This window comes from Methylotenera sp., from assembly GCF_030684185.1.
In the GTDB taxonomy this organism is placed as follows: domain Bacteria; phylum Pseudomonadota; class Gammaproteobacteria; order Burkholderiales; family Methylophilaceae; genus Methylotenera.
The window spans coordinates 251,328-264,889 of the sequence record NZ_JAUXOY010000027.1; the positions used below are offsets into that span (position 1 = coordinate 251,328).

Consider the following 13,562-nt stretch of genomic DNA (forward strand, 5'->3'; position numbering starts at 1 on the left):
TGTTTACTGGCTTCTAGGAAGCATACTTTTAATATATAGGTAATAATGAAACGCACTAATTTATCACTTTTGGCCCAGCGCCGTGCAGGCGTGTTGTTGCATATCAGCTCTCTACCGAGCGCAAATTACGTCGGTGATTTGGGTGCAGAAGCTTATCGTTTTGTCGATTTCTTAAATTCGATAGGCGTCAGCATTTGGCAAACATTGCCAATCAATATGCCACATGCAGACAACTCACCGTATCAATGCTTATCGGCTTTTGCCGGCAATCCTGACTTTATTAGCTTAGATGCTTTGCAGGCACAGGGTCTCTTGCTAAGAAAAGCAGATACCGATGGCTTCATTACCAGCAAAACGCAGTTATTAGCAAACGTCTATGAGGCATTTAAAATAAGAGTAGAAAAGCAAGAGCAACTAACCTTTAAAAAGTTTTGTAAAAAACAGGCACACTGGCTAGATGATTTTGCACTTTTTTTAGCGCTACGAAACAAGTTTAATCATTCTGGATGGAGTTATTGGCCAGAAGCATACAAAAATCGTGATGTAAAAACCCTTAAGCAAGCACGTAAAGAACTGGCGCATGAAATTGCCGTGATTCAATTTACGCAGTTTATATTTTTTACACAGTGGCTGGCGCTTAAAGCTTATGCCGCTTCAAAAAATGTTTATTTCTTTGGCGACATTCCTATTTTTGTGGCCTATGACAGCGCTGATGTATGGGCGCAACCTCATTTATTTAAGCTGGATGCCCATAAAAACATGGAAGTAGTAGCAGGTGTGCCACCAGATTATTTTTCGGAAACAGGGCAGCGTTGGGGCAACCCGCACTATAACTGGGATTCGATGGCTGCTGATGGTTTTAGCTGGTGGGTATCTCGCATGGCAACGCAAAATGCGCTGTTTGATATTGTTCGCATCGACCATTTCAGAGGTTTGGAGGCCGCATGGGAAATTCCCGCAAGTGAAGATACTGCAATTAATGGTCAGTGGGTGTTGGCTCCAGGTGATGCATTGCTTGCAGCTATTAAAAATGCCTTGCCGAAAATATGCCTGGTTGCAGAGGACTTAGGCATTATTACGGCAGAAGTCGATGCATTAAGGCATCAATACAATTTGCCTGGCATGAAGATTTTGCAATTTGCATTTAGTGGTCAAGAAGATAACCCGTATTTACCGCACAATATTGAAGTGAATAGTGTGGCGTACACAGGTACCCATGATAATGACACGACGCTGGGCTGGTATAACGCTTTAGATGAGCAACAACGTGAATTGGTGGATGCGTATATACGCTCCTCTCATTCAGAACAGCATGAACCCAGTATGCCAGCAGATTTGATTGATATGGTTTTTGAATCTAACGCACAGTTAGCCATTATCCCTATGCAGGATCTATTGGCGCTGGATTCTACTCACCGCATGAATACACCAGGTACTTGCACGGGTAATTGGCATTGGCGTTTTAACTGGCTTCAGTTATCTGCATCTCAAGCTAAGTGTATTGCAAAAGTGATTGCGCGGACAGGGCGGCACTAAATATTATGGTGGTGTCATTATGGCGATGTTGATTGGCATTGATGTCGGCGGCACTAACCTACGTCTAGGTGTGGTTGAGTATGATGAAGCTATTTATAACGCCCAGCCACGATTGATAGAAGAAAAACGTTTTCATGCTGATTTTTCAAATCTTTGCAAATCTCATCAAGGTAATCCAGAGCAAGCCTGGCAAACAATATTAAATACAACCGCCGCAGCGATTGAAAGTGTACAAGTTAAGTATCCTAAAGTATCGGCAGTGGGCATCGGTTTCCCTGGGTTTATAGACCCAAAGAGTCAAAAAATCTCACAATCCCCAAATTTGCCAGGTTTAAGCAATGTTGATTTAAGTGTTGATTTAAGCCGAATGATTGAGTTGCCTGTCATTACTGAGAATGACGCGTTGGCAGCGGCGTATGGTGAATATGTCATGCACCTCAGCCAAACAAATGGTCAAACCAGTAGTCAGGCAAACAGCTTGATTTATCTGGGGCTAGGCACAGGTGTGGGCGGCGGTTTGATTATAAATGGTCAGCCGTTTCAAGGCCAGCATGGTGTGGCGATGGAAGTCGGGCATATTGCGGTTAAGCCGAATGGCAGATTGTGTGGATGTGGTAATCGTGGCTGCATGGAACAATACGCATCAGCCAGCGGCGTTGTAATCAGCTATTTTGAGGCAAGTGGTGAGCATTGCAATGCGCATGAAATTGCCAACCGCGCCTATAAAGGTGATGCAAATGCTATTGCTGCGTATAGCTTAGCGGGTATAACGCTTGCCCAAGCATTAGCACATATTTTAAAAGTGATTGATGTCGCAAATGTAGTCATTGGTGGTGGCATGAGCGCAGGCTGGTCGTTAATGGAACCGTCTTTTACACAGCAATTAAATGAAGACTTGATTCCAGCTTTACGGGGCAAAGTTAACGTGAGCATTTCTGATATGGGCGATCAGGCTGGCATGATTGGCGCTGCCATGTTAGCCTGGCAAAAAATATGACACAGCAAAAGCTATCATTAAATTAGTTTTTGGGAAATTTTGGAATTAGGGATAAATTAAGAATAAAAAGTATGATTTCAGGTCTCAAAAAACGATTAATGGGTTTGGTAAAACCACAGCTTGTGCCATGGCTAATTTCTGCTTTGGTCTTGCTGTTTGGATTTATCGTCAGTACTACTCTATGGCGTAATGCGCAACAACATCAGGCTGAAAAAATCCGCACAGAGCTTGAGTTTTCTGCAGACCAGGCGGCAAACAATATCCTTCGTAGATTAGACTCATACGAAACGGTGATGCGTGGCGTCAAGGGCCATATGGATGCTTCTATAGAGGTTACTATCGAAGAGTTTCGTAATTATATTCAAGCGCTGCAGATACAGGAGAAAAAGTCTGGGGTGCAGGGAGTAGGCTTGGTGATACTTGTGCAGAATACTGATAAAGACAAGCATCTTAAGGATATTCGTCAACTAGGGTTGCAAAATTACAGAATCAAGCCTGAAGGCGAGCGCGATATTTACGCACCTATTATTCGCATGGAGCCTATGAATAGCGACAATTTAAAAGCGCTGGGTTTAGATGTGCTAACGATACCTGCTGCGCGTGCGGCGATGGAGCGGTCTCGTGATTTAGATGAAGTTTCAATCACATCACATTTTACATTAGTGCAGGATATCGGTAAGCCCAACACGTTTTCTTTTGTCATGTACCTGCCTATTTTTCAGCAAGGTATGCAGCACGACACGATAGTTGCCCGACGCTCAGCCATCAAAGGTTGGGTAGATGTACCTTTTCGCATGAATGATCTCATGGCTGGGTTATATGGTGAATTTGCAAAAGATATTGATATAGAAATTCATGATGGACTTGCAATCCTTAACGGAAATTCACCTTCAGAACTATCAATCATGTATCACTCAGACAATAAATCCTCTAAATCGAGGCTGGCTGAAGGGGTGCTTCAAACAAAACGCCAACTTGATTTTGGTGGCCGCAGCTGGACATTGCTCGTAAATACGACACCAGCTTTTGAGGCTCGCGTTTCTAATCCGCATCAACCAGCAATTATCGCTTGGTCGAGTGTGGTGCTTACATCATTACTTGCTTTACTTGCATGGTTGCTTGCCAGAGGTCGTCAAATTGCCAAAATTCGCTATCAACTGCTTTTTGAGCAAGCAGGTGAGGGTGTATTGATGCTTAGCCGCGACCATCGTTTAATTGAGGCAAATCCAGCGGCGCTGGCCTTGTTTGGTTATACGCGGGAAGAGTTGCTGAAGCTGAATTTGCCAAGCCTGCTAGCGAAAAATGAGGTAGAAAGATTAAGTCCTGTGGTAGAAAGCATGATGGCAGGTACTCCGCATTCAGGAGAATGGGTGCATGTGCGTAAAGACGGCACCGAGGTGATGTTGGAGGTGCATGCTCGGAGGCTGGATAGCAACAGTTACTTTGGCATTTTGCGCGACCTGACAGAGCGGAATAAAGCTGAACAGAGCATTCAGCGATTAAAGAACCTTTATCAGGCACTTAGTGAAATTAACCAGGCCATTGTGCGCATGGCAAACGAGACTGATTTATTTCCCTTAGTGTGCAAGTGTGCGGTGAAGTTTGGTGGTATGAAAATGGCCTGGATAGGTCAAGCAGACGAATCTGGTGCATTTATCTTACCAGTAGCCAGTTACGGCAACGGGCTGACTTGTCTGGAAGGTTTGAAAATTTCTACTAGCGCCGATGTGCCTGAAGGCTGCGGCCCTACTAGTATTGCCTTTCGTGAAAACCGTGCGATTATTATCAGTAATTTTCAAGAAAACGAAATTACCCGCCCTTGGCATGAGCAGGCTAAACGATACGGATGGGGCGCTTCCGGATCTTTTCCTATAACTCGCAATGGCAAGCCGTTTGCTGTCTTCTCTATCTACGACAATCATATAGATGCTTTTGATAAAGAAATGATTGATTTGCTTAGAGAAATGGCAATGGATATTAGTTTTGCGCTGGATAATTTTGAGCGCGAAAAGCAGCGTCAGTCATCTCAAAATAAATTGTTGTTAGCACAGGCTTCATTGGCAGAATCACGTGACCGCTATGCGGATCTTTATGAATTTGCACCAGTGGGTTATTTGTCTATCAGTAAACAGGGCGTAATTGCTGAGGTTAATTGGAAAGTGACCTCGATGTTTGGTTTGAAACGAAACCAGCTTAACGACCATCCTTTTATGCAGTTTGTTGATAATGAAGAAAAACAGCGCTGGCAACAATTGTTTTTAAGTATGCTAGACCTTGATGGTGGTGAAGAGCTGAATTTTGACATGAAATTTACCCATGAGAATGGGACCAAACTTACGGCTAATCTCAATTGTCTGCGCATGGATGATGAAGGTGAGCAGCCTATATTGCGCGTCGCCATGATAGACGTTACACAGCTTAAACAAGCTGAAGAAGCACGACAGCAGACTGACCTGAGGTTACAGGCGACCATTGATGCGATTCCTGATTTAATGTTTGAAGTAGATCTTAATGGCCGATATTATGCTGTTCATTCAACAAGTAATCAGCTATTGGTTTTGCCGCCAGAAGAGTTAATCGGAAAAACTGTGCATGAAGTGCTTCCGCCAGAGGCTGCTTCCATAGCGATGTCTGCAATTAATGAGGCTGATGAAGATGGCCGATCTCAAGGTAGGCAATATGAACTGCAACTGCCTCAAGGCAAGCGATGGTTCGAACTTTCTATTTCGAAAAAATCTGGTAATAACCATGATGATAACCCGCATTTTATTGTTTTGTCACGTGATATCACCGAGCGTAAGCAGGTAGAGGCGGCGTTGCAGTCGAGCGAACTGCACTTGCGAACTATTATTGATGTTGAGCCAGAATGCATCAAGATAGTCGATGCGCAAGGGTGTCTAAAGGAAATGAATCCAGCGGGACTGGCAATGCTTGAGGCAGATAACCTCGATCAAATATCAAATAAGCCATTGCTTGACTTTATCGCTCCAAAATATCATAAAGCATTTAAAGATTTGCATAAGCATGTAATAGCGGGTGAAACAAAGCAATTGGAATTTGAAGTGATTGGCCTCAGGGGTGGGCGTCGCTGGCTAGAAACGCATGCCGTACCAATGTTGGACAAAGGCCAAAAAGTGCTGCTTGGAGTCACTCGAGATATTACTGAGCGTAAGCTAGCTGAATTAGAGGTGCGTATCTCTGCCACTGCATTTGAATCGCAGGAAGGTATGATGGTCACTGATGCCAATAAGACTATCCTTAAAGTGAACAAGGCTTTCACTAAAATTTCTGGCTACAGTGCTGAAGAAGCGGTTGGTCAAACACCGCGCTTGGTAAGTTCTGGCCATCATCATGCGGATTTTTATGAATTAATGTGGGATAAAATTGCTATAAATGGCGGCTGGGAAGGCGAAGTTTGGAACCGCCGCAAAAATGGTGAGGTTTACCCGCAGCACCTTACCATTACCGCAGTGAAAGATAGTGAGGACGCAGTGACGAATTACGTCGCCTCATTCACTGATGTGACATTGCGCAATGCTGCCGAAGCTGAGATTAACCATTTAGCGTTTTATGATGTGCTTACCCGTTTGCCAAACAGACGACTTTTAATTGACCGTCTCAATCACGCATTATCTGCTGGCGCCCGCTTAGGCTGGGGTGGAGCACTGCTATTTCTCGACCTCGACCATTTTAAAACGCTCAATGATACGCTCGGTCATGATGTTGGTGACTTGCTATTGCGTCAAGTCGCTGAGCGTCTGACTGCTTGTGTCCGTGAAGGCGATACGGTGGCGCGACTGGGTGGGGACGAGTTTGTGGTGATGTTGGAAGATCTTAGCAAACAACCCATTGAAGCAGCAGCACAAGCAAAAATCATCGCAAATAAAATCCTGGCTACCATCAGCCAGCCGTTTTATCTTTCTAAAAAAATATACCAATCAACTGCCAGTATTGGTGTCGTGCTGTTTAGCGATAACGAGCACTCTCAGGAAACACTTTTAAAGCATGCCGATATCGCCATGTATCAGGCTAAAAAAGCCGGCCGCAATACCTTGTGTTTCTTCGACCCCGATATGCAGGTGGCGATTAACACTCGCGCCGCATTAGAAATAGATTTGCGCAATGCCATAGACAATCAGCAATTTGAGCTTTATTATCAAGTTCAAGTCAATATATTGGGCCAGCCTTTGGGTGCGGAGGCTTTAATTCGCTGGCCGCACCCAGAACGCGGTTTAGTTTCACCCTATAATTTTATTCCGCTAGCTGAAGAAACAGGGCTGATTTTACCGATTGGGCAATGGGTGTTGGAAAGTGCCTGCGCCCAGCTTCAGGCATGGCAACAAGCGCCAGCGACGCGTAATCTCACCTTATCGATTAACGTTAGCCCTAAGCAGTTTTATCAGAGTAATTTTGCATCACAGGTTAAAACTGCTGTTAAACATTTCAACGTTAATCCAAAACAGCTCAAATTAGAATTAACAGAAAGTATCTTGCTTGAGCATATTGACGACACTATTATGAAGATGAATGAGCTAAGAAATATTGGTGTTCACTTCTCATTAGATGACTTTGGTACGGGCTATTCATCCTTGCAATATCTTAAATTATTGCCGCTTTATCAATTGAAAATTGACCAATCATTTGTCAGCGATATTGCCACTGATGCCAGCGACCAAGCTATTGTACGCACCATTATTGCGATGGCAGAAACATTGAATTTAGAGGTTATTGCTGAAGGCGTAGAGTCAACAGTACAACGAGAGTTGCTGACAAGCTGTGGTTGCGATACTTATCAAGGCTATTTGTTTGGCCGGCCAGTACCTATTGAACAGTTCAACGCAGAGTTAAAATCTGTTTAACTAAATATCTGCTTTGCTTAATATTTACTCCACTAGGTATCTGCCTCACTAGGTATCTGATTCATTTGTGATGCTGTGTTAAATGTCGGGCTAACGCCCAATCAATATGCTCACGCAATAAAATGGATGAATCGTGAATGCGGCTTTGCAGTGCCGAAACAATTTCTGTTGTAGTCTGGGCATTACCTAAGCCTACGGCAATATTTCGCAGCCACTGCTCATAACCAATGCGGTAGATGGCACTACCTGCCATATTCTTTTTGAAGTCTGATTCTGTCCAGGCAAAACATTGTACTAAGCTAATGTTGTCCAAACCATTTCTGACAGCAAAATCGGGCTCGTCTGTAGTTTCGGCAAATTTATTCCAGGGACAAAAAATTTGGCAATCATCACAACCATATACGCGGTTGCCAATGAGTGGTCTTAATTCAAGCGGAATGCTGCCTTTAAGCTCAATTGTTAAGTATGAGATGCAACGCCTTGCATCGACCTCGTAAGGGGCTGTAATTGCTTGGGTTGGGCATACATCCATGCAGTTGGTGCAAGTGCCGCAGTGGTTGCTTGCGGGCTGGTCTGTCGTCAATGGTAAGTTGGTATAAATTTCACCTAAAAAGAACCATGAGCCGCGGTCTTTATTGATAAGTAGCGTATGTTTACCGCGCCATCCTAAACTGGCCTTTTCCGCTAAAGCTACCTCTAGCACCGGCGCACTATCTGTGAACACACGATAGCTGAAGTCATCTACCTGATATTGTGTAATTTCGGATTGGATTTTTTCACAAAGCTTTTGCAGTTTGTTGCGCATGACTCTGTGGTAGTCGCGCCCAAGTGCGTAACGTGAAATAAAGGCTTTTGAACCATCTTGTAATACGCTTGCGCTATCAGCGGTGTTGACAGGAAAGTAATCTAACCGTGCTGAAATCACGCGTAAGGTATTCGGCACTAATTCTGCAGGACGGGTTCTCTTGACCCCGTGTTTTGCCATATAATCCATCTCACCATGAAAACCTTTAGCAATCCACGCTTGATGTTCGGCTTCGGCAGCATGCAAATTCGTATCAGTAATCCCTACTTGGTTAAAACCGAGTGCCAAGCCCCATTGCTTAATATCATCGCTCAATTTTGTAAATTTAGTCTGGCTGAATTCGCTGGGATTTTTCATGGATAATAATTTTACACTTGATTTGGCTGACGAAGCGGCTACCTTGCAATTTGGCGCTGTTTTGGCAAAGGCCATACAACCCAATTTAACAATTTATTTGCATGGTGATTTAGGTGCAGGCAAAACCACCTTAGTCCGAGGTTTGCTGCACGCGCTGGGTTATGTGGGTAAGGTAAAAAGCCCGACCTATACCTTGGTGGAATCTTATGAGATTAAATCCATTCAATCTAAAATTCTTTCTAATTTAATGCTGTATCATTTTGACTTATATCGTTTTAATGATGATGAAGAGTGGGAGGCTGCAGGGTTTAGAGATTACTTTAATGCTGAAAGCGTGTGTGTCATCGAGTGGCCTGAAAAAGCGCAGAATGTATTGCCATCCCCCGACCTTAATATTGCCTTTGATATTAAAAATATAGGAAAATGCCTAGGACGTAGCGTCAAAGTGTCAGCATATTCAATATTGGGGCAACAATGTCTACAGGTAATATCAACAAAAATAAGATGATTATGTTTAAGAAGCTCCGGGAAGTTTTATTTTCGCTAAACAAGGCTAGTTTAAGCCTGATGTTTATTATAGGCATTGGACTTACAGCCACGGTGCAAGCGGCTAATATAGTCACCGCTACTCGTGTTTGGCCTGCACAAGACTACACACGCATTACACTGGAGTCTAACCAACCGTTTGTATATAAGATGTCGATGATTCAAAATCCTGATCGCATTGTGATGGATATTGAAAATATTGATTTAAACCAAGCGGTTAAATCGTTATCGGATAAAATTCTGGCAAGTGACCCTTATATTAAGCAGGTTCGTGTTGCGCAGTTTCAGCAAGGGATAGTGCGTATCGTCGTTGATTTAAAAACTGAAGTTAAGCCCAGTGCATTTACGTTAACGCCCACGGGAGAATACAAGCACAGATTGGTGTTAGATGTTTATCCGCTCATTGATCCTCTCATGGCAATGTTGGCAGAACGTGATTCGACTTCTAATGTGAGTGCAAGTAGTACGGCTTCAGTTTCAGTGCAAGAGTCAAAGAGTCAAACTAATGTCGCAATTGATTCTACGACCAGCAGCCCGCCACAAATCATTGCGGAATCGTCGCCACAAAGTGTGGCGCCAGTACCGAATATTCCAAATGAAGAGATTAAGTCCACAAAGACTACCGCGCCAATTGAAGCAACGAAACCCATCGAAACAGCTGGTGATAAGCCTGAAATTAAAAATCAGGAAACTTCGCAAAATACCGTTCATGTGCTTACTCAAAATAGGGATAAGGAGAGCGGTTTTAATAATCCCGGCATCAATAGGTTTGGCCGTCAAATAGTGATAGCCCTTGACCCCGGACATGGTGGTGAAGACCCTGGTGCAGTCGGGGCAACGGGTAGCTATGAAAAAAATATTACTTTGATGATTGCTAAAAAGCTTAAAGCTAAAATTGATAATGAGCCTGGTATGCGTGCTGTGTTAACGCGTGATGGCGATTACTTTATTCCGCTACATGGACGCGTGTTAAAGGCACGCAAGTTGCAAGCTGATTTGTTTATTTCTATACATGCCGATGCCTTTACTAATCCGGCGGCACGTGGCTCTTCGGTGTTTGTATTGTCCGAACGTGGCGCCACCAGTGCCAGCGCGCGTTATCTAGCTAAAAAGGAGAATGAATCCGACTTGATTGGTGGAGTAAGTTTGAACGGTAAAGATCCGCTATTGGCCAGAACATTGCTTGACCTATCGCAAACCGCAACGATCAACGATAGTTTAAAGTTGGGAAAAGCGGTACTTGGACAGATTGGCAATATTAATACGTTACATGCAAAGCGAGTGGAGCAGGCTTCATTTGCGGTACTAAAATCACCTGATATTCCTTCAATACTGATTGAAACGGCGTTTATCAGCAATCCTGAAGAAGAGCGAAAGCTGAATGATGATGCTTATCAGGATAAATTAGTGATGTCTATTTTAACGGGTGTTAAAAAGTACTTTTCAACGAATCCTGCGTTGACAAAGACCAGGGTTGCATTGGAGTGATAATAATTTCTCCAATTATGAAAACCAATCATTAGGGGTAATCAGATATGGAATTAACATTTCTCGGTGCAACAGGCACTGTAACAGGTTCAAAATATCTGCTTAGCTGCCAAACTGACGCAGGTGTTTCTAAGCGTATTTTGATTGATTGCGGATTATTTCAGGGGCTTAAGCAGTTACGCCTTAAAAACTGGGCTACGTTGCCAGTCAATCCTCGCGATGTTGATGTTGTTGTGTTAACGCACGCCCATATCGATCATAGTGGTTATCTTCCGCTTTTTGTTAAGAATGGGTTCTCCGGCAAGGTTTATTGTAGCGATGCAACACGTGATTTATGCGAGATTTTGTTACCTGATTCTGCTCATCTGCAAGAAGAAGAAGCTGAGTACGCCAATAAACGCGGATTTTCAAAGCATAATCCTGCATTGCCGCTTTATACAAAAGAAGATGCTAAAAATGCGCTTGAACTGCTGACAGCAGTTGATTTTGAGCAAGATGTCGATTTAGGAGATGATCTGACGCTCAGGTTTTCGCCTAATGGACATATTCTAGGCTCTGCATTTGTGAAAATCAGCAATAAAAAAACATCGATTGTTTTCTCGGGTGATATTGGTCGACCCAATGATATATTGATGAGGCCGCCCGTACGCATAAAACAGGCGGATTATCTGGTGCTTGAATCTACCTATGGCAATCGTTTGCATGATCGAGAAGATCCGCAAATTAAGTTAGCTGCAGTCATTAACAAAACGGTAAAGCGCAAAGGCGTTGTGATTATTCCTGTGTTTGCTGTTGGTCGGGCGCAAGAGCTGCTTTATTACATTCATTTGCTTAAGTCGTCAGGCGCTATCTCTAATGATATTCCCGTATACCTGAATAGCCCTATGGCGGTAGATGCGACGGAGATCTTCACTCACCATAGTGGCGAACATCGATTAACACCTGAACAATGTAGTGCGCTAAACCGTACAGCGCATATGGTTAACAGCGTAGAACAGTCTAAGCGGCTGAATGAAACTGCAGGGCCGATGATTATTCTATCGGCAAGCGGCATGGCTACCGGTGGACGTGTAGTGCATCATTTAAAAGCATTTGCACCAGACCCAAAAAATACCATTCTATTTGTTGGCTTTCAGGCTGCAGGAACGCGCGGTGCGGCTATGCTGGATAGGGTTGACAGCATTAAAATCCATGGTGAATATGTGCCTCTGCGCGCCGATGTGGAGCTTGTTTCTAACTTATCTGCACACGCAGATTATGCTGAGATTATTGCCTGGCTGGGTGGTTTTGAATCAAAGCCAAAGAAGACCTTTATTACACACGGTGAGCCGGTTGCAGCGGACGCAATGCGCTTACACATTGAGGAGCAGCTTCATTGGCAGGTTATTGTGCCTGATTATCTTGAAACTGTTACGCTGACCTAATATTTTCTTTTTCTCAGCGAGTAATCAGTTTCTTTGGTGGTGTCGCCAAAGCCTGCCTGGGTGAGCAGAGCGTTTTCTATGTAGCGACTTACGCGTTGTCGCAAGGTTTTAACCTGTTCACCATCTACAAAAATCTCCGGAAACTTAAAACTCAGCCATGCATATAAGCTTAGGTTATGGCTGAGCAATTCTGCGGCTTCCAAATATTTAGGGCTAACTGATTCTAGCCAAACTGGCGGGGTTGGCAGGTGACGTTTTTGTGACTGCGCAACGCTCTGCAAACACAACAAGTAATAGTCTTTTTCAAATGCCACATTGAGCGAGATGGGCGCGCAAACAAATATATATTTATCTTTCAATGACATATCAGGTGCGTGATTATCTACCAAGACTGCCTGTGAAATCTGATTACTCAGCGAGGTTTGTGCGAACAGTTCGGAGTTGAATTTAGTTCTCATCTGATGGAAATCTAGCACTTCTGCAATTTTTCGTGTGTGAAGTTTTTCAGAAATATCACCAATTTGTTTAAAGCTAATATTAATGGGCAGTTTAGTTAATTCAGAAGTATCATCCGTATTTAACATGTGCTCAATATGAATAAGCTCATCATTTTCAAGCACACTGACATAACCTGTAGGGTAAATACCAAAACGTCCTGCACGCCCAGCAATCTGGCGCACTTCGGTTGCGTTTAAGTGGCGAGAAGCTACACCATCAAACTTGTGAATATTAGAGAAAATTACGCGGCGTATTGGCAAATTTAAACCCATACCAATGGCATCCGTTGCTACTAAAATATCGGCTTCACCAGTGCAAAAGCGCGTCGATTCTGTGCGTCGGACTTCTGGAGAAAGCGCACCATATATACTTGCTACGGTAAATCCCCATTGACGGAAGCGTGCGCTAAAAGTCAGGACATCTTTGCGGCTAAAGGCGATGACTGCATCACCTTTTTGTAGTTTAGGTTTTAGTTTTTGGCGGCTGTAGCGCGATCCACAAATACTTTCATTTTCCAGCACTAACGGCGTCATGCGCGCTAAATAAGTGATTTCATGTGTTTCATTCATCGCTTCAATTGCGGCTATGCAAGGTGCTGTAACTGCGTTTGAGCCGCATACAAATATGAATTTAGCCGGGACACCAATCAACGCGGCTGTCCATGCGCTGCCACGTTCCGGATCTTGTAACATTTGAATTTCATCAATAATCGCGACTTCGACTGATTTACCCGGGTTCATCATTTCTATCGTAGAAGCCGTATGCTGGGCACCATTCATCATTACGCGTTCTTCACCTGTAATGAGGTTGCATGGCACACCCGTAGCCACCAGTCTGTCGCGAATCTCCATGGCAAGCAAGCGCAACGGTGCCAGATAAACACCAGACTCGGCATTTTGCAGCGCGATTAAGGCATGATGCGTTTTGCCTGAATTGGTAGGTCCTAAGTAAAAGTGATGGTGCCTTTTAAGTAAGCGTGCCAGAGTGAAGCTTTCAACAAAGCTGTTTTGAGTTAAGTTTAGTGGGATTGATTTCATACTTTCAAGAATTTA

General features: G+C 43.7%; 8 protein-coding genes. 6 read left to right on the forward strand and 2 right to left on the reverse strand.

Annotated features, from left to right (window positions below; translation table 11 throughout):
- The first annotated feature begins 45 nt into the window (after positions 1 to 45).
- The 3 genes from malQ (at position 46) to Q8J82_RS11145 (ending at position 7,392) form a co-directional block, all read left to right on the forward strand.
- Entirely contained in the window at positions 46 to 1,536 is a 1,491-nt protein-coding gene (gene malQ, locus Q8J82_RS11135; protein ID WP_305327374.1) for a 4-alpha-glucanotransferase, read from the forward strand.
- 19 nt (positions 1,537 to 1,555) lie between these two features.
- Positions 1,556 to 2,533 (forward strand): ROK family protein, encoded by a 978-nt coding sequence (locus Q8J82_RS11140; protein WP_305327406.1) that lies wholly within the window; start codon positions 1,556 to 1,558, stop codon positions 2,531 to 2,533.
- Positions 2,534 to 2,604: 71 nt separating this feature from the next.
- Positions 2,605 to 7,392 carry a PAS domain S-box protein gene (locus Q8J82_RS11145; protein WP_305328315.1) on the forward strand — a complete coding sequence of 1,596 codons (4,788 nt, stop codon included), beginning with the start codon at positions 2,605 to 2,607 and terminating at the stop codon, positions 7,390 to 7,392.
- Positions 7,393 to 7,453: 61 nt separating this feature from the next.
- Here the strand turns inward: Q8J82_RS11145 and queG are convergent, their stop codons facing one another.
- Positions 7,454 to 8,554 carry a tRNA epoxyqueuosine(34) reductase QueG gene (gene queG / locus Q8J82_RS11150; RefSeq protein WP_305252111.1) on the reverse strand — a complete coding sequence of 367 codons (1,101 nt, stop codon included), beginning with the start codon at positions 8,552 to 8,554 and terminating at the stop codon, positions 7,454 to 7,456.
- Here queG and tsaE point away from each other — a divergent pair.
- Genes tsaE through Q8J82_RS11165 form a run of 3 tightly spaced genes read left to right on the forward strand, consistent with a single transcriptional unit; the run spans position 8,553 to position 12,012 of the window.
- The gene (tsaE, locus tag Q8J82_RS11155; protein ID WP_304891706.1) at positions 8,553 to 9,062 is read left to right on the forward strand and encodes a tRNA (adenosine(37)-N6)-threonylcarbamoyltransferase complex ATPase subunit type 1 TsaE; all 510 of its coding nucleotides are present in this window, start codon (positions 8,553 to 8,555) and stop codon (positions 9,060 to 9,062) included. The two genes, queG and tsaE, sit on opposite strands and share 2 nt — an antisense overlap.
- Before the next feature lie 59 nt (positions 9,063 to 9,121).
- Complete coding sequence (locus Q8J82_RS11160; protein ID WP_305328329.1) at positions 9,122 to 10,588, forward strand: N-acetylmuramoyl-L-alanine amidase; 1,467 nt, start codon at positions 9,122 to 9,124, stop codon at positions 10,586 to 10,588.
- Between the two features lie 47 nt (positions 10,589 to 10,635).
- Entirely contained in the window at positions 10,636 to 12,012 is a 1,377-nt protein-coding gene (locus tag Q8J82_RS11165) for an MBL fold metallo-hydrolase RNA specificity domain-containing protein (protein ID WP_305328316.1), read from the forward strand.
- Here the strand turns inward: Q8J82_RS11165 and Q8J82_RS11170 are convergent.
- Entirely contained in the window at positions 12,009 to 13,547 is a 1,539-nt protein-coding gene (locus Q8J82_RS11170; RefSeq protein ID WP_305327370.1) for a helicase-related protein, read from the reverse strand. The two genes, Q8J82_RS11165 and Q8J82_RS11170, sit on opposite strands and share 4 nt — an antisense overlap.
- Between the last annotated feature and the right edge of the window lie 15 nt (positions 13,548 to 13,562).